The sequence below is a fragment of the Proteiniphilum sp. genome (assembly GCF_034927365.1).
In the GTDB taxonomy this organism is placed as follows: Bacteria; Bacteroidota; Bacteroidia; order Bacteroidales; family Dysgonomonadaceae; genus Proteiniphilum.
The window spans coordinates 136,183-155,179 of record NZ_JAYFQD010000022.1; the positions used below are offsets into that span (position 1 = coordinate 136,183).

General features: G+C 44.4%; 19 protein-coding genes and 1 tRNA gene. 10 read left to right on the plus strand and 10 right to left on the minus strand.

Going from position 1 to position 18,997, the window contains the following annotated elements; genetic code table 11:
* Positions 1–57: 57 nt before the first annotated feature.
* The 3 genes from VB073_RS14145 to metG all read right to left on the minus strand — a co-directional run bounded on the left by VB073_RS14145 (position 58) and on the right by metG (position 5,538).
* On the minus strand, positions 58–2,574 hold the full coding sequence (locus VB073_RS14145) for a YfhO family protein (protein WP_323404839.1): 2,517 nt from the start codon (positions 2,572–2,574) through the stop codon (positions 58–60).
* A 183-nt stretch (positions 2,575–2,757) separates the two neighbouring features.
* Positions 2,758–3,312: a hypothetical protein gene (locus VB073_RS14150; protein ID WP_323404840.1), complete on the minus strand. Its 555-nt coding sequence runs from the start codon at positions 3,310–3,312 to the stop codon at positions 2,758–2,760.
* Between the two features lie 183 nt (positions 3,313–3,495).
* Positions 3,496–5,538, minus strand: coding sequence for a methionine--tRNA ligase (metG, locus tag VB073_RS14155; protein WP_323404841.1), 2,043 nt, complete (start codon positions 5,536–5,538; stop codon positions 3,496–3,498).
* Positions 5,539–5,884: 346 nt separating this feature from the next.
* On the opposite strand from metG, the gene VB073_RS14160 reads away from it, so the two are divergent.
* Positions 5,885–7,258 carry a Gfo/Idh/MocA family oxidoreductase gene (locus VB073_RS14160; RefSeq protein WP_323404842.1) on the plus strand — a complete coding sequence of 458 codons (1,374 nt, stop codon included), beginning with the start codon at positions 5,885–5,887 and terminating at the stop codon, positions 7,256–7,258.
* Between the two features lie 92 nt (positions 7,259–7,350).
* Here VB073_RS14160 and VB073_RS14165 read toward each other — a convergent pair whose 3' ends face one another.
* From VB073_RS14165 to VB073_RS14175, 3 genes are all read right to left on the minus strand, one after another.
* On the minus strand, positions 7,351–7,899 hold the full coding sequence (locus VB073_RS14165; RefSeq protein WP_323404843.1) for an NAD(P)H-dependent oxidoreductase: 549 nt from the start codon (positions 7,897–7,899) through the stop codon (positions 7,351–7,353).
* A 79-nt stretch (positions 7,900–7,978) separates the two neighbouring features.
* Positions 7,979–8,416 (minus strand): nucleoside deaminase, encoded by a 438-nt coding sequence (locus VB073_RS14170; protein WP_323404844.1) that lies wholly within the window; start codon positions 8,414–8,416, stop codon positions 7,979–7,981.
* A gap of 141 nt (positions 8,417–8,557) precedes the next feature.
* Positions 8,558–8,782, minus strand: coding sequence for a hypothetical protein (locus VB073_RS14175; RefSeq protein WP_323404845.1), 225 nt, complete (start codon positions 8,780–8,782; stop codon positions 8,558–8,560).
* Positions 8,783–8,917: 135 nt separating this feature from the next.
* Here VB073_RS14175 and VB073_RS14180 point away from each other — a divergent pair, with 135 nt between their 5' ends.
* The 9 genes from VB073_RS14180 to VB073_RS14220 all read left to right on the plus strand — a co-directional run bounded on the left by VB073_RS14180 (position 8,918) and on the right by VB073_RS14220 (position 16,128).
* Entirely contained in the window at positions 8,918–9,280 is a 363-nt protein-coding gene (locus VB073_RS14180; RefSeq protein ID WP_323404846.1) for a YraN family protein, read from the plus strand.
* Between the two features lie 21 nt (positions 9,281–9,301).
* Entirely contained in the window at positions 9,302–9,664 is a 363-nt protein-coding gene (locus tag VB073_RS14185; protein ID WP_323404847.1) for an MmcQ/YjbR family DNA-binding protein, read from the plus strand.
* Positions 9,648–10,397 (plus strand): biotin--[acetyl-CoA-carboxylase] ligase, encoded by a 750-nt coding sequence (locus VB073_RS14190; protein ID WP_323404848.1) that lies wholly within the window; start codon positions 9,648–9,650, stop codon positions 10,395–10,397. The genes VB073_RS14185 and VB073_RS14190 overlap by 17 nt, the downstream gene beginning before the upstream one ends.
* A gap of 147 nt (positions 10,398–10,544) precedes the next feature.
* Entirely contained in the window at positions 10,545–11,252 is a 708-nt protein-coding gene (pyrH, locus tag VB073_RS14195; protein ID WP_323404849.1) for a UMP kinase, read from the plus strand.
* Positions 11,253–11,299: 47 nt separating this feature from the next.
* Positions 11,300–11,857: a ribosome recycling factor gene (gene frr / locus VB073_RS14200; protein WP_323404850.1), complete on the plus strand. Its 558-nt coding sequence runs from the start codon at positions 11,300–11,302 to the stop codon at positions 11,855–11,857.
* Positions 11,857–12,816, plus strand: a complete 960-nt coding sequence (gene rsgA / locus VB073_RS14205) for a ribosome small subunit-dependent GTPase A (RefSeq protein ID WP_323404851.1) — start codon at positions 11,857–11,859, stop codon at positions 12,814–12,816. The genes frr and rsgA overlap by 1 nt, the downstream gene beginning before the upstream one ends.
* Positions 12,813–14,243: a cardiolipin synthase gene (gene cls / locus VB073_RS14210; RefSeq protein WP_323404852.1), complete on the plus strand. Its 1,431-nt coding sequence runs from the start codon at positions 12,813–12,815 to the stop codon at positions 14,241–14,243. Before rsgA ends, cls begins: the two co-directional genes overlap by 4 nt.
* A gap of 140 nt (positions 14,244–14,383) precedes the next feature.
* Positions 14,384–14,923 (plus strand): shikimate kinase, encoded by a 540-nt coding sequence (locus tag VB073_RS14215; protein ID WP_323404853.1) that lies wholly within the window; start codon positions 14,384–14,386, stop codon positions 14,921–14,923.
* Entirely contained in the window at positions 14,920–16,128 is a 1,209-nt protein-coding gene (locus VB073_RS14220) for an alanine dehydrogenase (protein ID WP_323404854.1), read from the plus strand. Before VB073_RS14215 ends, VB073_RS14220 begins: the two co-directional genes overlap by 4 nt.
* A 3-nt stretch (positions 16,129–16,131) precedes the next feature.
* Here VB073_RS14220 and VB073_RS17505 read toward each other — a convergent pair whose 3' ends face one another.
* The 4 genes from VB073_RS17505 to VB073_RS14235 form a co-directional block, all read right to left on the minus strand.
* On the minus strand, positions 16,132–16,365 hold the full coding sequence (locus tag VB073_RS17505; RefSeq protein WP_416349550.1) for a helix-turn-helix domain-containing protein: 234 nt from the start codon (positions 16,363–16,365) through the stop codon (positions 16,132–16,134).
* Between the two features lie 90 nt (positions 16,366–16,455).
* Complete coding sequence (locus tag VB073_RS14225; protein WP_323404855.1) at positions 16,456–17,340, minus strand: DUF3658 domain-containing protein; 885 nt, start codon at positions 17,338–17,340, stop codon at positions 16,456–16,458.
* A 22-nt stretch (positions 17,341–17,362) separates the two neighbouring features.
* Positions 17,363–18,769 (minus strand): MATE family efflux transporter, encoded by a 1,407-nt coding sequence (locus tag VB073_RS14230; RefSeq protein WP_323404856.1) that lies wholly within the window; start codon positions 18,767–18,769, stop codon positions 17,363–17,365.
* 85 nt (positions 18,770–18,854) lie between these two features.
* Positions 18,855–18,930 (minus strand) — tRNA-Gly (locus VB073_RS14235).
* Positions 18,931–18,997: the final 67 nt, after the last annotated feature.

Consider the following 18,997-nt stretch of genomic DNA (forward strand, 5'->3'; position numbering starts at 1 on the left):
TCAATAATATATCGCTTTTCCGAGCATAATAGGACCAATGACGAAGCGGAAAGTGCGCTAATTTATATTTGATTTTTTATGTTTTATTGCCCTATATATAAGAAGAGTAACAGTGAGTAACATAATTAGCAGCGCTGCATAAGCGATACTCTCCGTGACCCTGATACTTTGTGGATCGAAACGGAATTCCACTGTATGTTTCCCTGCCGGAATGGGGAGTGCACGCAGGGTGTAGTTGGCCCGAATCATTTCTACAGGCTGCCCGTCGATAGTGATTTGCCACCCTTTGGGATAATAAACCTCCGAAAAAAGCGCTAATTCCTCTTTCTTCGCATCTACACTATAAGTCACGAAGTCGGAGTCGAAGTCGACTAGCCGGATGGCTGACGCCGAGTCGGCCGGTGTCGGCCGGAAACCGGCAAGGAGTGGTTCATATTTCTTATCGGCTACCGCTTCTTTATGAAGATCGATGACACCCAAGGCGTCAATCTCTTCATCGGCGTTCTCCACAAAACGGATATTGTCTACAAACCATGCATTGCCCATGGCATACGGATTTTCCAGGGGAATGGTACTACCATCCTGTGCCGGCATAACGATCCATTTGGAATTGAGCATATTCAACACCTTGAACCGGTCGGCGTTCAACGAATCCATTTCTCCCTGAGATTGAATGATACCTTGCTGTAAAGCTGCCATTTCCTTACCCAGATGCACATCTATCAGATCCTGATAACGGCGTAACTTTGCCGCATGGTATCCACCTATCACTTTGTGACGGTATGGGGTAATACCATCGTTAAAAGTACTGGTGGCCATATTCAGTACACGATAATATTTTGTGGTGTCCTGCAGAATCTGCTGGTCGGTGGGAGATAGTGTGAAGAATTGTTGCTGATTGGTTTTGGGTACGAAGTCGTTATCGTTCAAATAACGCTTGTTCACATCCCACATGTCTACTAAACAGAGCAACAGGATACCTGCGACCATCCATTCCATTTTTATCTTTTTGTGAATGAAAAGCCATATCATAAGGCCGCCTATGGCGACGATAAAAAAACTGCGCCAGGCATCCGCAGTAAGGATAGATGCGCGCATATCGATCAGGTTCGTGATCACTGCCTGGATATGTTCGGGTGGCAACGATTGTAGCGCCTGCATTTCTGAAGCGGGGATAAAGGAGGAAAAGAATAGTTTGGGCGCAATGGCGAATAATAGCGCCATTCCTCCGGTTACCCCAAGACTGATATAGAGATATTTTATATTGGTTTTCAATATCTCCGGCTTCTGAATGATCTCCTTCAACGCCAGTATCGCCAAAAGGGGAATACAGAATTCAGCGACCACCAGGATGGAGGACACTGCCCGGAATTTGTTGTACATCGGTATCCAATCAATAAAGAAATCAGTCAGACCCATCAAATTCTTCCCCCAGGAGAGCAGGATGGAGAATAGAGTACCGGCCAGTAAAGCCCATTTCAAAGGTCCTTTCACGATAAAGAGTCCCAATACAAAGAGTGCCAATACGAAAGCACCCACATAAACCGGTCCTGATGTCCAGGGTTGATCCCCCCAATATTGTCCGATCTGTTGATAGAGTTGCTGATATTCGGGACGCGCTTTACTCATTGCCCGTTCATTATCAGCCATTCGGACGGCGGAACTTCCACCCTTGGCATTAGGAACCAGTAAGGTCCATGTTTCGCCAATGCCGTAACTCCAGGCTGTAATGTAATCGCGTTCAAGACCACCGTCAGTTTTGTTTTCTTCGCCGTGATGGGTCAGTTCTGATTTACCCCGCATGGTCTCTTTCGAGTATTCATAGGTGTGGTAAAGGTTGCTCGTATTGGCGGCTACTCCAATGATCCCGGCCACCAGAAGTACACTGGTCGATTTGAGAAAACCTGCCAGTTCTTTTTTCCGGATGGCCTCTACAAAAAAGGCTGTCGCTATAAAGAACATGACGAACAGGAAATAGTAACTCATCTGCGGGTGGTTGGCCGATATCTGGAAGGCTACGAAAAGCATAAAGAGCAGTCCGCCCAAAAGATATTTCTTCCTGTAGATATAGAGCATTCCTGCGATCGTTGGCGGGATATAGGCGAGGGTGATGAATTTCCAGATATGTCCTGCCGCGATCAGGATAAAGAAGTAAGAGGAAAAAGCCCAGATGATGGCACCCAACGCACTCAACAAGGGGGATGCTTTTAAAGCACGCATCAGGATATAAAATCCGAGTAACATGATAAATACCAGACCTACATAATTGGGGAGGAAAAGGGAATAAGCCTTTTTGATGGTATCCTGAGGTTTGGAGGAGTCGTAGGTCGGGCTCATCTGGTAGGAAGGCATTCCGCTAAACATGGAGAGATTCCACCTTGTGCGTTTCCCGTCATGACGTTCCATGTAATCACGCTGTTCCTGTCCTTGTCCAATGGCGGCCAAAGAGTCGCTTTGGGCGATTACGCGTCCCTCCATTATTGCCGGGGCGAAATAGATAAATGAAATCAGGATAAAACCCACGATCACGATCAGATCGGGGATTATCTTTTTGAAGTCAAAAGAATTCTTCATATCGTTGAATTGTTGAATCGTTAAATCATTGAATGGTTGAATCGACTGCCGCTTTGACTACAAAATTAACAGATTATTCGTTGATAGCCTTATTTTTGGTGCATTTCTTTTTAGAAGCCATGGTAAAAAAAAGAGAACCCCATTATAAAGGCTCTCTTTGATTCTCTGTTTTATGCTCTTTTTCTAAAATCGTTTCCCGATAGTAATACCTACTCGGCCATAGGCGCTATCGTGGGTGAATTCGCGTCCGCTACCGAAGTAAACTTCGCCTACCCAGTTATTGCTGCTAAGGTATTTCCACCCTATCGCAAGTCCCAATCCAGCCCCAAGTTCGTTTTTTGTGCGCATTGTTTCCGTGGAGTGGTCGTAGTAAGAATTATCCGGGTTGGATACTATCGCGCCGTTTACCTCAATAAAGAAACCTGCACCATATTTTTGTAAGTTTTCCGAACTACCTCCGAAAAACCAACGGAAGTAAGGCATAATTGAAAAATTGTAGGGATAAGAGTCAGAATCTAATCCCACACCCGTTGATACGCCCGCACTGATGTCAGAATTTAAAATCCGTTCATAGCTGATTTCAGGGAATAATCCGAAGATAGAGGTTCCCAGGTTTAGTTTCAACTCATTCTTTGGAATATCTTTCGATATTTTCCATCCCATCACACGGTGTGCTTTTTGGGAAAAAGTACTAAGGCTAATCAGCAATACGATAGCAAGAATAGCTTGTTTCTTCATAAAAATAATTTTTAATTAGGAATTAGTTTATTTCACGCAACAGCAGCCTTTTTCCACTTATGCCGTGAGGAGCACCTCTTGTCTCTTTTATCAAGATGCAAAAAACGAAAAAAGGTTACCTCTAATTATGTTAAAAATAACCAATTTATTTCTGTCCTATTCGTTTGATCTCTCCTCGACAAACTATACTACTGCGCTTCCGGGCAGTACTTCTTTTGCAGGAGTTACCAGAACAAGGCTTCCATCGGCATTTTCGGCTGAGAGGATCATCCCCTCAGAGAGGAATCCCTTCATCTTTCTTGGTTCGAGGTTGGCAATAAAACATATCTGTTTACCAATCAGCTCTTCGGGATTGGGATAATGGGCAGCAATACCGGAGAGGATCGTCCGTTGTTTCAGTCCGTCGTCGAGCAGGAAGCGGAGCAGCTTGTCCGTCTTGGGGACTTTTTCGCATTCCAGCACCGTGCCTATACGGATATCCAGTTTTTCAAAAGCATCGAACTGGATAGTCTCTTTGATCGGCTTCGCCTTGTGTTCTTTTGCTTCATTGGCTTTTTTCGTGTCGAGTAGTTTCTGCACCTGTTTTTCAATTACATCGTCTTCGATTTTCTCGAACAGTAATTCTGAATTTCCCAATGCATCTCCTTCGGGAAGCAGGTTGAAACTGCCCAAATCATCCCACAGAAGATCTTCCTTGTTAATAAAACGCCTGATTTTTGCCGAAGAAAAAGGTAGGAACGGCTCAAAAACAATAGCGAGGTTGGCCGTAATTTGTAGTGCTAAATTGAGGATGGTGGCAGTACGTTCCATATCGGTCTTGGCCGTCTTCCAGGGTTCTGAATCCGCAAGGTATTTATTTCCGATACGTGCCAGATTCATTGCCTCTTTTTGCGCTTCCCGGAAGTGGTAGTTCTCCAGATTGGATTCAACGGCCGCTTTTACTTTACCCACCTCGGCGATTGTTTCACGATCATAGTCGCTCAGTTCTCCCAATGCGGGTACTTTGTTATTGAAATATTTCTGTGTGAGTACGAGTGCACGATTGATAAAGTTTCCCAGCACAGCTACCAACTCATTGTTATTACGTGCCTGGAAATCCTTCCAGGTGAAGTCATTGTCTTTTGTCTCCGGAGCATTGGCGGTGAGCACATAACGAAGGATATCCTGTTTGCCGGGGAATTCTTCCAGGTATTCATGCAACCATACCGCCCAGTTGCGGGATGTGGATATCTTGTCATTTTCGAGGTTCAGGAACTCATTCGCCGGTACATTTTCCGGTAGGATAAAGGAGCCTTCTGCCTTCAGCATGGAGGGGAATACGATACAGTGGAACACAATATTGTCTTTGCCGATGAAGTGTACTAATTTGGTTTCCTCATCTTTCCACCATTTTTCCCAACTGCCTGGTAGCAGTTCTTTGGTGTTGGAGATATAACCGATGGGTGCATCGAACCATACATAGAGTACTTTACCTTCGGCACCTTCCACGGGAACGGGCACACCCCAATCCAGGTCACGGCTCACTGCACGTGGCTGTAACCCGAGATCGAGCCATGATTTACATTGGCCGTACACGTTTGTCTTCCATTCTTTGTGGTCCTCCAGTATCCACTGCCGTAGCCACGCTTCGTGTTTGTCCAAAGGGAGATACCAGTGTTTCGTCTTTCGCATTACCGGTTTACTGCCGCTAAGCGTGGATTTCGGATTGATCAGATCGGAAGGGCTGAGCGATGTGCCGCACTGTTCACACTGGTCGCCGTATGCCTTTTCATTTCCGCAGTGGGGGCAGGTTCCCGTAATATAGCGGTCGGCAAGGAACTGCCCTGCTTCTTCATCGTAATATTGCTCACTTTCCTGTTCGGTGAATTCACCCTTGTCGTAGAGTGTGCGGAAAAAGTCGGATGCCGTTTTCTTGTGGACATCCGATGTGGTACGTGAATAGATATCGAATGTGATGCCAAACTCTTCAAACGACTTTTTGATCACCGCGTGGTATCGGTCTACGATATCTTGGGGAGTAACACCCTCGTTACGCGCTTTGATGGTGATCGGTATCCCATGTTCGTCGGAACCACCGATAAAAAGTACCTCTTCTCCCTTCAGGCGCAGATAACGGGCATAGATATCGGCAGGGACATATACTCCTGCAAGGTGTCCGATATGTACCGGACCGTTCGCATATGGCAACGCCGATGTGATCAACGTGCGTTTGAATTGTTTTGACATATTCAATTTCAAATTACGGGCAGATTAGTACCCTTATTTAAGGCTGCAAATATAGCGAAAGCCGGGGGAAAAACCAAGCTCGCTTGAGTTTTTCCGAGGCGTCTCCCATATTCTGCAAATGTAGCGGAAGCCGAGCAAAGTCTAACTTGTTTCCGATTAAAAAAAAGAATTCCTATCCCGTTTTGTATAATCTTTATTATCTTTGTTTTTATCTTTGATGTCATATCCATTTATATAACAACTTTTCAGGTGTTTCTTAAGCTTGTTTTTCAATCCGATAATTTTCGGGAAAGAGCTTTCCACGTACCGAAACAGACAAAATATAAATTATAAATAATACTTTATCATGGACAGACGGAATTTTTTAAAGAAATCTGCTATTTCAGCAACCGGTTTGAGTCTGACTCCGTTGATGGGAAAATCTTATTCTTCCGTTTTCGGTCAGTCTGCCCCCGGTAACAAGATCAAGGTAGGCTTGATCGGGTGTCGTAATCAGGGATGGAGTAACCTGAGGACTTTTCTTCAATTCCCCGAAGTGGAGTGTATCTCCATGTGTGATGTGGATGATGAGTGGCTTTACCAACGAGCTGCCGAGTTAGAGAAAATGACAGGCAAAAAACCTCCACAATTGGTGAAGGACTGGCGTAACGTGATCGATAACAAGGATGTGGACATGGTCATTATCGGTACTCCCGACCATTGGCACTGCCTTCAGTTGATTGCTGCCTGCGAAGCCGGTAAGGATGTCTATGTAGAGAAACCGCTGGCTAATACCATCGAGGAATGTGACCTGATGGTGAAAGCTACCCGGAAATACAATCGGATTGTGCAGGTGGGACAGTGGCAGAGAAGCGATCCGCACTGGGATGAGGCGGCTGCATACGTGCAGAGTGGAAAACTGGGGCGTGTACGTACCGTGAAAGTATGGGCATATCAGACCAGTAAATGGACACTTCCGGTAGTACCGGACTCGGCGCCACCGGCCGGGGTTGATTATGATATGTGGTTAGGTCCGGCTCCAAAACGCAATTATAATGATAACAGGTTTCACTATAACTTCCGTTTCTTCTGGGATTATGCCGGTGGATTGATGGCCGACTGGGGTGTGCATCTGCTGGATTATGCCATGAAAGGGATGAATGTGGGATTGCCTTCATATGTCTACGGTGCCGGAGGAAAGTATGGTTATCCGGATGACGCCATGGAGACGCCTGATACGCTGATGGTGACTTATAAATATCTCGATTTCAATATTATGTGGGACCATGCCTGTGGAATAGGAACCGGACTGTTCGGACTGAGGGAAGGCGTCGCTTTCTTTGGAGAGAACGGAACACTTATACTTACCCGTCAGGGTTGGGAGGTAGTTCCCGAACAGGCTATCAATAGCCGTTCATTCCCTTATTGTTATCCTTGTGATGATGAGAAGAAGCCTAACACGCTCCGGATGGAGGCAGTAGAAAAGAGAAAAGGCGGGGGGAAGGGACTATACCTGCATGCGGGCAATTTGCTCGACTGCATGCGTTCGCGTGAGTTGCCCAATGCCGATATCGCAATCGGGGCTGAAGTGGCTAAACTGAGCCATCTGGGTAATATCTCCTGTCGTGTGGGATCTGCATTGAACTGGGATAACAAGGCCGGAAAGTTTGTTGGTAATGCTGAAGCCAACAGGCTGATCAAAGCCAATTACCGGGCTCCATGGAAATTGCCGAAAGTCTAGAACTCTCTTGTTTTATTACAAACATAAGACTAAAAAATCACTCCGAAAGTATGAACACTTTCGGAGTGATTTTTTTTAGTTTTTCCTGTCCTTTAAAACTTATACACCCATTCGGCGAAGGCATCTACCCAACTTTTAAGAAATTTTTGAGTACCTTCGTTTTTCAGGTTGTTATTCTCGTCAAATAATTCCCATGAATTTCCTATATATGCCTCAGGTTGCTGCATCATATAGATGTTCAGAAAGACCATGGATTGACGTAGTGCGTGATTAGCTACCGCACCGCCGAGAGGGCTCATGGAACTGCTCACGATAGCGCCGGGTTTTCCTCCCCATTTACTCTGTCCGTAGGGTCTTGAACCTACATCCAAAGCATTTTTCATTGCCCCTGGAATACTTCGGTTATACTCAGGAGTGAAGAAAAGATATCCGTCGGCTTCACCGATCTTATTACGGAATTCAACCCATTCTACAGGCGGGTTTGCATCGAGGTCCTCGTTGTAGTGGGGCAACTGGCCTATCTCTACGATTTCCAATTCCAGAGAATCGGGTGCTAGTCTGATCACTTCATTTGCCAACTTTCTGTTGACTGATTCTTTACGCAGGCTACCTACCAATACTGCAATTTTCTTTTTACTCATTTTTGTGACTGATTTATTGGTTTTTAAATATACTTCTCCTAAATAATATTAACGCTTTTCTCATGGTTTTTGTTTGAATTTATTTTCTGATGCGAGCAAAAAAAAGTTTCATCAGGTCGGCACAATCATCGGCTAGGATGCCGGAGGTAACCGTAGTCTTTGGATGGAGTAGATAAGGGGAAATTTGGGAGTAACCTCGCTTTTCGTCTGTAGCTCCGTATACTATACGCGATATTTGAGCCCATCGTAGTGCACTGGCACACATAGGGCATGGTTCCACAGTGACATACAGGGTGCAATCGGTCAGGTATTTGCCTCCCAATACATTGGCTGCGGCAGTAATGGCCTGCATTTCGGCATGAGCTGTCACATCGTTCAGTGTCTCTGTAAGGTTGTGTGCCCGGGTAATGATGCGGTCATTTACAACTACGACTGCTCCCACCGGAACCTCACCTTCCTCAAACGCCTTGTGTGCTTCCCGTAGCGCCTGCTGCATAAAATATTGATCATCCAACATTATTCAATTACTAAATTACTGGAAGAATCAGAGCCAAAACTTTATTAATTGACAATGATTTCTCAACTTCTTTACTTCTCAACTTCAGCCTTCTTTATCATTAGTCTCATTGGCACATTGGCATATTGGCACATTCTTCAATTATCTTCTCATCTCATTCTCTTCAAAGAGAGTGGGGTAATCCTGTTCCATATTTTTCAGCACATGATTGAGAACGGTCTCTCGAAACCACCGGGAGCGATTGGTGATCTTATACTTTTTTAAGTAGAAATGAATCAAATTGTATTCTTCCTCACTAAGCATGAATATCGCCTTTTTCGTGCGAGGCTTTACCTTACCCTGCGGTTTGTATTGCTTTGTTCTCATCAAATAGTCATTGAAGTTTCGGCATCCCATTTCCTTTGCCAGTGCAAAAAAACAAAATATTTCCGCCAAAAAGAAGAGTTTATAGTGTAAATTTGTATTTTTACAAAGTTTATAAGCTGTTTTGTCAAAAAAGAGATGGCGGAGCACAATGAATTGGGTCGAAAGGGAGAAGCGGCTGCGGTAACCTATCTCGAGAAAAAAGGTCACCGTATTATAGAACGGAATTGGTCTGTTTCTGGCTATGAAGTCGATATTATCTCTGAAAATGATGAGTTTATTGTTTTTGTGGAGGTCAAAACCCGGACGACGGCCGATTGGGGCGATCCTTCGGATGCCGTCACTGAACAACGTATGCGGCGCATGATCCGTGCTGCCAGTCATTATCTGAAGATGAATGGTATTGATAAGCCCGCCCGGTTCGATATTGTTACTGTAATATGGAATAAGAGGCAATTTCAACTCGAACATATCGAAGATGCTTTTTTGCCTTTTTTGTAATCTTGATTGTAAGAATTGCAGATGAATATCGAGGAACTTTTTGAGTATTGTCAATCCATTCGGGGAGCGGAGGCAACCACACCCTTTGATGAGGTTACCATCGTGATGAAGGTGATGGGGAAGATGTTCGCTTTAATACCTACTGACGCAGAGAGATTGTGTATCAGCCTGAAATGCGATCCGGTGAGAGCTATTGCATTACGTGACAAGTATGCCTGCGTGGAGGGTGCCTATCATATGAACAAAACGCACTGGAACGTCATTTATCTGGATGGTGATATGCCGGACCATGAACTGAAGGAATGGATCGACCATTCGGTAACAGAGGTTATTAAGAAATTGCCGAAAAAACAGCAAGAACAATATAATGGAACTATTAAGTAAGGATCGAAAGATAATCCGGTTGGAAGAAACCGACTCGACCAATCTCTATATAAGGAGCCTCCTCGAAAGAGAAACTCTTGAAGAGGGGTCGATTGTCATAGCTGACTACCAGACTGGCGGGCGGGGGCAGATGGGGAATTCCTGGTATTCTTCTAAAGGAAGAAATTTGTTATTCAGTCTGCTGCTCTATCCGAAAAATCTTTTTCCGAGGGATCAGTTTATTATTTCCCGTATCGCATCACTTGCTGTCAAGAGAACACTGGACCGGTTCACGGACAATATATGTATCAAATGGCCGAATGATGTCTATTGGAAAGAGCGGAAAATTTCAGGAATATTGATAGAGAATGATATCACAGGCGAACAGATCACAAGGTCGATAATAGGAATTGGTATTAATGTGAATCAGGTGATATTTCCTTCCATCATACCTAAACCTATTTGTCTAAAGATGATTACACATTCGGCACAAGACCGGGAATATATTTTTGATATCTTTCAAAAGGAGTTCTTTCAGCTTTATCATGATTTTCAAAATGGGAGAATTAGAACCATTGAAGATGAATATATGCACAATCTATACAGGATGAATGATTATTATTGGTACGAAGACAAAAATGGACGCTTTCTGGCCAAGATTGAAGATGTACTCCCTTCCGGCCGTCTGGTGTTAAAGACGAATTCCGGGGAGGAACGAAAGTACGCGTTCAAAGAGGTATCTTTTGTAGATTGATTGTCAATGTGCCAATGTGCCAATGTGCCAATATGCCAATGTGCCAATGAGACTAATGATAAAGAAGGCAGAAGTTGAGAAATCATTGTCAATTATCAATTGTCCATTGTCAATTAAAAAACTCTTGGTTCTAAAAAAAATAAAAATATGCAATTTAAAAGGATTTTACTCAAACTCAGCGGGGAGTCGCTGATGGGCGAGAAACAGTATGGGATTGATGAGAAACGCTTGCAGGAATATGCCGAACAGATACATGAAGTGGCACAGACAGGCGTACAGATAGGTATCGTGATCGGCGGTGGAAATATTTTCCGTGGCTTGAGTGGGGCGACCAAAGGGTTTGATCGGGTAAAAGGAGATCAGATGGGGATGTTGGCCACGGTGATCAACAGCCTTGCATTGAGTTCGGCGCTCACTGCTGTCGGACAGAAGAATAGAGTGCTTACCGCAGTCCGTATGGAGCCGGTGGGCGAACTCTATTCCAAGTGGAAGGCGATAGAGTCGCTGGAGAAGGGTGAAATAGCGATCATCGCTGCCGGAACGGGAAACCCCTTCTTTACCACAGATACTGCTTCCGCACTTCGTGGAATTGAGATTGAAGCTGATGCCATGTTCAAAGGCACCCGTGTCGATGGTGTGTATACGGCTGATCCGGAGAAAGATCCTACCGCCACAAAATTTAAAACCATCACTTTCGATGAAGTCTATACCCGGGGTCTTAAAGTGATGGATTTGACGGCCACTACAATGTGTAAGGAAAACAACCTTCCCATCGTGGTATTTGACATGGACAGTTACGGTAATCTGAAGAGAGTGATTGACGGTGAAGATATCGGAACGCTGGTGCATGTTTAGAAAAAATTCACTATTTTTGTCCAATAATCAACAAATAAGAGATACTTATGGAAACAGCGACGATCAGAAAAGAGGCTGAAGAAAAGATGCAGATGACCCTCGAATTCCTGGATGAGACATTCTCGCGTATTCGTGCAGGTCGTGCTAATACCCGTATTCTGGACGGGATTCGTGTGGAATATTATGGCAGTCTTGTTCCGTTGTCGAATGTGGCAACGGTGAATACCCCCGATGCAAAAACCATCTTGGTGCAACCCTGGGAAAAGGCGATGTTGAGAGTAGTGGAAAAAGCTATTATGGACTCTGATGTGGGCATCACACCCGAGAACAATGGAGAGGTCATCCGTTTGGGTATACCGCCGCTTACGGAAGAACGCCGTAAGCAATTGGTGAAACAGACCAAACAGGAGGCTGAAGAAGCAAAAATCAGTATCCGAAATGCACGCCGTGAGGGAATCGATGAATTGAAAAAAGCCGTCAAGGACGGTTTGCCTGAAGATATGGGAAAAGACGGTGAGAACGAACTGCAGAAACTTCACGACAAGTATATCAAGAAAGTGGATGAGATGTTCGGTGAAAAGGAGAAAGAGATACTGACCGTTTAATGGAAAAAGGCGGAGATGAAAGCGGTGGAGGCTTACAGGGACTGGTTATCAGGAATACCGGTAACGCCTATCTGGTGCGTGATGATAATGGAAATGATATCATTGGCATCGCAAAGGGAAACCTGAGGCTCAAAGGGATCAGGAGTACAAGTCCTATTGTGGTGGGCGACCGGGTCTTCATGGATCCAAACCCCGATGGCACCGCTTTTATCACCGATATTGCTGACCGGAAAAACTATATTGTCCGTAAGGCATCCAATCTATCTAAACACGCTCATATACTGGCTGCCAATATAGATTTGGCATTCCTTTGCATTACGGTGAAGTATCCCGAAACAACGACGGTTTTCATCGATCGTTTTTTGACCACGGCAGAGGCTTATTCCGTGCCGGTTTATCTCATCTTCAATAAAATTGATCTCTATAATGATGAGGAACATGAATATCTGGATGCCCTGATACATCTCTACACCTCCATCGGTTATCACTGTTTAAAAACGTCTACTGTTACTGGCGAGGGAAAGGAGTATCTGGAAGCATTGACTAAGGGAAAGAGCGTACTGCTCGCCGGCCATTCCGGGGTCGGGAAGTCGAGTATCTCCAATTTGTTGTTGGGAAACGAAGCGCAGAAGGTGAGTGAAATTTCGGAGTATCATCATAAGGGAATGCATACAACCACTTTCTCTGAAATGCTTGAACTGAAAAACGGCGGCTTCCTGATCGATACTCCCGGAATTAAAGGATTCGGCACTATTGATATGAGCCGAGCTGAGGTATCCCACTATTTCCCTGAAATATTCAGAATTTCCAGGAAATGTAAATACAACAACTGCCTTCATCTTAACGAACCGGGTTGTGCTGTATTAGACGCGGTCGATAAGCAATATATCAGCGAAAGCCGTTATCACTCATACCTGAACATACTGGAAGATATAGAGGAAGGAAAATACCGGTTATGACTATATATCTGAATAATGCGCTATTCCTGATCATTGAGATACTCTACCTGCTCACAGTGGTAAGTATCGTAGTGGTGGTGATTTCCGAAAACCGGAACCCCATCAAAACGGTGGCATGGATAATGGCGGTGGTCTTTCTTCCTTTCATCGGTATTATCTGGTATGCCTTCTTTGGACAGGATACTACCAAAAGGCATGTAATTTCCCAGCGGATGTACAGCAAACTAAAGAAACGCCCTCTCGACGGGATGGAGACATCGGTAGAACACTCTTTTCCCGATAGACACACTAATCTTATCAAACTTCTTCAGAATATGGATTACACCCCTTTGTTGGGAGGAAATGACGTCAAGCTGTTTACCAACGGGAAGGATAAATTCGGACATCTCTTTGCCGATATTGAGAAGGCGGAGAAGCATATCCATATAGAATATTATGTGTTGGACGATGATGAATTGGGACTAAAGTTTCAGCAGGCGCTTATCCGAAAGGCAAAAGAAGGGGTGGAGATACGGATTATCTACGACAGTTTCGGATCACGGAAAGCCAAAAAGAAATTTTTTGAAGATTTTCGTAAAGCAGGAATAGAAACCGAGCCTTTTTTGAAGCTTACCCTTTCGAGGCTTACTTCGAGACTCAACTACCGGACACACCGCAAGATCGTGGTTATCGACGGCCGGATAGGTTATGTGGGTGGAATGAATGTGGCCGACCGTTACGTGAAGGGATTCGACTGGGGCTGCTGGCGTGATACTCATGCCCGGATCGAGGGAAAAGGCGTACAGGGATTACAGTCGATTTTCCTGATCGATTGGTATTTCGTATCGCAAACACTCATTACATCACGCGATTATTTCCCTATTCTGGAAAATTATGGGGAATGCCCTATGCAGATAGTAAACAGTGGTCCGCTGAGCGAGGAGAACGAGATTTCACACGGGATTATGCAGGCTATTTATGATGCCCGTAAATCAATCTTTATCCAGACACCCTATTTTTTGCCTCCCGACGCGATGGTTGACGCATTACAGGCAGCAGCGATCAGGGGGGTTGATGTGAGAGTCATAATGTCCAAGCGTTCGGATGTACCCTTGGTACAGAGAGCTTCATTTTCCTATATCAAGGATATGCTGAAGGCAGGCGTGAAAGTATACATGTACCACAAAGGATTTCTGCATTCCAAGATGATGGTGTTTGATGGATCTCTTACATTGGTCGGTTCGGCCAATTTCGATTCTCGTAGTTTCGCGCAGAATTTTGAAGTAGAGGCTTTTATCTATGACGAAGAACTGGGTGCACGGGCCAATGACATTTTTGTAGAAGATCAGCGCTTTTCAGAGCCGGGCTCTATAAAAGAATGGTATAAACGATCTGTGTCAAAGCGTTTTGTAGACTCGTTTCTGCGGCTCTTTGCCCCTTTAATGTAAATAATGGGATAGTAATGGAAGAACTTTGAACTTAGAAATTAGAAGTAGGAAGTTGGAAGTGAACTGGTGGAGACAATCCTAAGTCTCAAATCTAACATCCTAAAGCCTAAGTCTTGATTCTTGTGTGTAATATTTATCGTATGGAACGGATTTTTATTATAGGCTATATGGGTTCCGGCAAAACCACTATTGGAAAGCGGTTGGCCAAATTACTTTCACTTTCTTTTGTCGACCTCGATGCCTATATCGAGAATAAGTATCGCAAGACTATATCTGCTCTTTTTGCAGAAAAGGGGGAAGAGGGTTTCAGGAAAATAGAAAACCGATCTCTTCAGGAGGTGGCAGCATTTGAAGATGTAATAATCTCCACAGGAGGAGGAACCCCCTGCTTTTTCAATAATATGGAGATAATGAATGGAACGGGTCTCACCATTTATCTTCAGGCTCATCCTGAAGATCTTGCCGATCATCTGCTGGATTCGAAAACGGTACGTCCACTCATTGCCGGAAAATCGAGGGAGCAACTTATACCCTTTATCACGGAACATTTGGAGCAAAGGGAATATTATTACAGAAAAGCACAGGTCATTTATCCTATAGACCGTATGATCACAAAGGATGAGATTAATTTAACTGTGCGTAGTGTTGGAGAAGAATTAAAAAAGAGGAGCACAAAATGATGTATAGCCACCACAAAAGCACTTCGTTTGTTGTGCGCGAATTACTGCAAAAGGTCGAAAACCAGAAAGCCTCCCTGGTGATTGGTGTTCCCAGGGAAAATCAGAAACAGGAGAAACGGGTGCCGTTGACACCCGAGACCGTTTCTCTCCTCGTAGAATCAGGCTATAGAGTATTAGTGGAAGCAGGTACCGGACAAACCATCAACTATACCGACACCTATTATGCCGAATCGGGTGCGGAGATCGTAGATTCTGCCGAAGAGGTTTTCCAGGCCGATCTGATCCTGAAAATTCTGCCTCCCACCCTGGAAGAGGTAAGCATGATGCGGCCGCGGGCAACCGTTTTTTCGTTTCTCCATGTCCATAAACTCTCCATTTCCTTGTTGGAGTTGATGTCGGAGAAGAAAATCAATGCGTTGGCTTATGAACTTCTGTATGACAACACAGGTATCTCCCCGTTTGTAACATCCATATCCGAGATAGAAGGTACTTATTCTATCACCCTTGCAGCAGAGTTGTTAAGCAATGCCCACGGAGGTAAAGGTATTTTATTGGGAGGAATTCCGGGTATATCACCCACCGAGGTGGTTGTGATTGGAGCCGGAGTAGCAGGTACGATGGCTGCCCGTGCAGCATTGGCCATGGGAGCATCGGTAAAGGTGTTCGATAATGATGTGGTTAAGTTGCGCACTATCCGGCATGAACTGGGTAATTTGGTGTTTACCTCTACGCTTCAACCCAATGTACTCAGGAACGTGTTTCGTTCTGCGGATGTGGTGATTGGTGCCCTGCAATATATCAATAAAACCCACTTTTACCGCATATCGAGCGACCTGATCAGGGAGATGAAGCAGGGTGCTATTATTATTGATATACGAATGGCACAGGGTGGATGCTTTGAAACCACGATGGAAGCCTGCCTCCCGGATCATCCGACTGTTTTTGATAAATATGGCGTGTTGCATTTCTGTGAGACAAGCCTCAGCTCACGTGTCGCACGTACAGCGTCCATCGCTTTAAGTAACATTTTTGTGTCGCTCTTTTCCGCTATGGCTGATTGTGGTGGAATCGATCATTTTGCCCGGTTCGACCGCGGTTTTGCTGCCGGCTTCTATCTCTACTCCGGAAAGATGGTCAACCGCTACGTCGGCAACCACTTTAATATTCCTGTAACTGATATTGGTCTGTTCCTGCCGGGGTATTGAGTATCAGCAGGTCAGTTTATAACCGATATTTTTGATGGTGTAGATGATAACATTGGGATTACTTGGCAACAATTTCCTTAGGTGGGAAATAAGGTTGTTCATTCCGGCTTCGATATCTGAGTGGGGTCTCTCCCACACTTTTTCTGAGAGTGTTTCATGCTGGAGTTTTTGTAGATTATAACAAGAATATTCTAGATTTTGCAGGGTATGAATATGTAGGGGATGGTTCTTTTTCAAAAGTTTATATTTAGGTAGTTTCTTGATATTCTTGATGATGTTTCGGTTGATAGATAACAGTCAATGACTTTGAGTTCTTACATGTAAAGTTTAATCTCTATTGATACGCTTTACCTGATAATCCCGTATTTCTTTTAACTCTCCCCGAAAAGCTATTTTTCCTGTTCGGGACAGTTGCTTAAGTCGCCAATTGAGGAACATATCACCCACACCGAAGTCAATATCTATAAGTGTATGCCCTATGACCCATGCTGCGGATTGAAACTGATCGGTGCAATTTACTGTCAGATAAGAATCGAAATAGGTTTCATCATGTGCCGAAATATCTCCATCTTTTTCGAGAACCCATAGTAGCCCATCTTCAGAGAGAATTTTTTCCCATAAATGTACCCAGCGGGTTAATGAGTCATTGTCGACTCTCTTGAAATGCCTGAAAATTTCTTTTATATCAGATGTGTTTGTAACGACTAATATGTCGGGATAAATAATCTCTCCTGATCGTGCTGTAATCGGAATATGGGGAAAATCTGCAATGAAAACCTCCTTCTTCAATTTTGATAAATGATACAATAGCCTTGCTGTGGAAACAATCTCGGAAGCATCAAAGCCTGTCCAAAGAAATATTCTGTGGATACTATCCGCTTCTGCAATCAGTGTTTGAATCCTGTCCAGATCTTTCTTCACATAGTTTGTGACAACCTCGGAGTATTCATTGTCGCGGGAAACGGAGGAAATCCACTCTTCCCTTTCTCCTGTTTTCGTTTCCGTATTGATATCACACAGAGGGCCATCGCATAAATGATCTTCCATGCAGATTATCCTGTTTGTGGCCGGATCAAATTCATTGCTCTGTATCAATAGGCTATTGGCTGTTGGCCCAAAACAAATATGTATATCTTGTTGTCTCATCATATGACAAAGATAGAAATTCTTTATCGTACAATAAAACGGTAACAGTCGGCAGTTGGACATCATCCGCCACAAGTTAGGAATAAGTCTATATATCTGCTTTTATTCTCAATCTCCTTTGTAAGATCAGGTACCATGTGAAAAGAATGATCCCTTTGAGGATGGAACTGATGGAGAGTGCCCACCATACGCCGGTTACTCCCATCCGGTTACCTAGTATCATGGCAATGGGGATACGTAACGTGTTGAATACGATGCTGATGATAGCGGGTGGAGTGGTTCTGCCCAGGCCGTTGAACATACCCTGTGTGGTGATCTCCAGCATCATAAAGATCTGGGAAATACCTATAATCAATAAATATTCTCCTCCTGCTTCGTACGCCGCCTTTTCCGGTACGAAGGCCGAGAAGATTGCCTCTCCGTATAACATGAATGCCATGGTTACGACGATACCCAGTACCCCCATCATCATCAAGGTGTAACGGAAAGCCCTGTTACCCCGGTTCATCTTGCGTGCGGCAAAATTCTGAGCTACAAAACTTCCTAATGCAGTGGAAAACCCAGTAGAGGTATTCCACGTAATCCCCTCGATCTGTCCGCCTGTGGTCTGGCTCATCAATCCCAGATGCCCTCCGTAGAGTGAAGCCGTTCGTGCCAGATTCATATTGATAAACGCGAAGTAGACGTTCATGGCAGCCACAGGCAGTCCCAATTTCAGGATATTCAGCATGTATCTCCTGTGAGGGCAGATCAAAAACTGGAATTTTCCCAATAATCCGTTCTTTTTTTTCAGATGATGTATAAAAAGGAGCAATACTACACTCTCCGACAGGACAGTAGCTATTGCAGCTCCTTTTACCCCCAATGCAGGCAATGGACCCGGTCCGAAAATCAGAAGAGGATCAAGGATGATATTCAAGGCTAGCCCTGTCGCGTTGAAATAAAAAGGAATATCACTCCGTCCTGATCCTATGTAAATACCGGAGAAATTGAGGATCAGAAACATAATCGGTATTGACAAGGAGATAATACGCAGGTATTCGGACGCATCCCTCGCAATTGCTTCTTCTAATTTGTAAAAGGATACATAAGGATCGGGAAAAAGAAAGAAGAACATCCCGAATGTAAGTCCCAAGATAAATGCGATGGTAGTGGTATGCGATGCATACAGGGATGCCCGATCTAGGCGACGAGCACCAATAGATTGACCGATGGATATCTCGGCACCTACTTTGGAGACAAGTGCCATTGAATTCATCATCCACATAAGCATCCCTATGGCGCCTACTGCAGCCACCGATTCACTGCCCAGTCGCCCGATCCAGATGATATTCACCAGATTATAGGACATCTGGATAAAACTGATCGCCATCAACGGGAGAGCCAACGTGAGCAATTGCCGGAAAATTCCTCCCCGGGTAAGATCACGTACTGCAGATGTTCGTATAGGTTGAGATTCCACCAATACCCATTTATTAAAAAAGGAAGTAACCATTGACGGTTACTCCCTTGAATGTTTTTTAGATATGAAGAAGAAGAGACTTTCCGGCGATACCGGAATAGATCTCTCCTCTCTTCTTTGGAGCGGAAGACGGGACTCAAACCCGCGACCCTCAGCTTGGAAGGCTAATGCTCTATCGACTGAGCTACTTCCGCAAAACTAATCCCGAGAAGTCGGGACAAGTAGTGTCAATTCACTAATACGTCAATTTGCCAATGATTG

Bases quoted from the DNA above. Each gene is read 5' to 3' on its own strand.
- VB073_RS14145 (WP_323404839.1), bottom strand. From the start codon at position 2,574: ATGAAGAATTCTTTTGACTTCAAAAAGATAATCCCCGATCTGATCGTG.
- VB073_RS14150 (WP_323404840.1), bottom strand. From the start codon at position 3,312: ATGAAGAAACAAGCTATTCTTGCTATCGTATTGCTGATTAGCCTTAGT.
- metG (WP_323404841.1), bottom strand. From the start codon at position 5,538: ATGTCAAAACAATTCAAACGCACGTTGATCACATCGGCGTTGCCATAT.
- VB073_RS14160 (WP_323404842.1), top strand. From the start codon at position 5,885: ATGGACAGACGGAATTTTTTAAAGAAATCTGCTATTTCAGCAACCGGT.
- VB073_RS14165 (WP_323404843.1), bottom strand. From the start codon at position 7,899: ATGAGTAAAAAGAAAATTGCAGTATTGGTAGGTAGCCTGCGTAAAGAA.
- VB073_RS14170 (WP_323404844.1), bottom strand. From the start codon at position 8,416: ATGTTGGATGATCAATATTTTATGCAGCAGGCGCTACGGGAAGCACAC.
- VB073_RS14175 (WP_323404845.1), bottom strand. From the start codon at position 8,782: ATGAGAACAAAGCAATACAAACCGCAGGGTAAGGTAAAGCCTCGCACG.
- VB073_RS14180 (WP_323404846.1), top strand. From the start codon at position 8,918: ATGGCGGAGCACAATGAATTGGGTCGAAAGGGAGAAGCGGCTGCGGTA.
- VB073_RS14185 (WP_323404847.1), top strand. From the start codon at position 9,302: ATGAATATCGAGGAACTTTTTGAGTATTGTCAATCCATTCGGGGAGCG.
- VB073_RS14190 (WP_323404848.1), top strand. From the start codon at position 9,648: ATGGAACTATTAAGTAAGGATCGAAAGATAATCCGGTTGGAAGAAACC.
- pyrH (WP_323404849.1), top strand. From the start codon at position 10,545: ATGCAATTTAAAAGGATTTTACTCAAACTCAGCGGGGAGTCGCTGATG.
- frr (WP_323404850.1), top strand. From the start codon at position 11,300: ATGGAAACAGCGACGATCAGAAAAGAGGCTGAAGAAAAGATGCAGATG.
- rsgA (WP_323404851.1), top strand. From the start codon at position 11,857: ATGGAAAAAGGCGGAGATGAAAGCGGTGGAGGCTTACAGGGACTGGTT.
- cls (WP_323404852.1), top strand. From the start codon at position 12,813: ATGACTATATATCTGAATAATGCGCTATTCCTGATCATTGAGATACTC.
- VB073_RS14215 (WP_323404853.1), top strand. From the start codon at position 14,384: ATGGAACGGATTTTTATTATAGGCTATATGGGTTCCGGCAAAACCACT.
- VB073_RS14220 (WP_323404854.1), top strand. From the start codon at position 14,920: ATGATGTATAGCCACCACAAAAGCACTTCGTTTGTTGTGCGCGAATTA.
- VB073_RS14225 (WP_323404855.1), bottom strand. From the start codon at position 17,340: ATGATGTCCAACTGCCGACTGTTACCGTTTTATTGTACGATAAAGAAT.
- VB073_RS14230 (WP_323404856.1), bottom strand. From the start codon at position 18,769: ATGGTTACTTCCTTTTTTAATAAATGGGTATTGGTGGAATCTCAACCT.